This window comes from Streptomyces inusitatus (assembly GCF_014651115.1).
GTDB classification, from domain to species: Bacteria; Actinomycetota; Actinomycetes; order Streptomycetales; family Streptomycetaceae; genus Streptomyces; species Streptomyces amakusaensis.
Genome location: NZ_BMWG01000108.1, coordinates 1 through 523, shown reverse-complemented (window position 1 = coordinate 523; position 523 = coordinate 1). Strand labels below are relative to the sequence as shown.

The 523-nt window shown below is 67.3% G+C and carries 1 protein-coding gene; it reads right to left on the bottom strand.

From position 1 onward, the window contains the following. Nucleotides 1-523: condensation domain-containing protein (locus IE247_RS34040; RefSeq protein WP_190127231.1), on the bottom strand; the 523-nt coding region annotated here is incomplete at both ends.

The following is a 523-nucleotide window of genomic DNA, read 5'->3' as shown; positions in this document are numbered from 1 at the left end:
ACTGCTCGTGAACCAGCCCACCGTCCGCGACAGATCGTCGGCATCACTCAACGGCACCCGGCCATGACCCTCGACATCCACCAAGATCGCACTGCCCGCACCAACGCTTTGACCGTCCCGCCACTCCGCGACAGCCGCCGTCAACCCGGCCAGCAGCACATCGTCAATCCCCGCGTGGAACGCCGTCGGAACACTGGTGAGCAACTCCGACGTGATCGCCATCGGAATGTGCGCGGACGTCTCACGCATCGTGTTCTGGAGGTCGCGTTCGGGGTTGACCGGCTCCGTCGTGAGAAGCGGGTCGGGGCCCTGGAGGAAGTCGACCCACTGGGCCACTTCGGTGAGCCGGTCTTCGCTTCCGGCCTGTTCGGCGAGTTCACGCGCCCAGTGCCGGAAGGAGGTCGGTACGGGGTCGAGCGCGGCCTCACGCCCGGCGGCCAGCTCCTCGTACGTCTCGGCGAGGTCCGGCAGCAGGATCCGCAGGGACACCGTGTCGAGCGCCAGGTGGTTGACGATCAGCAGC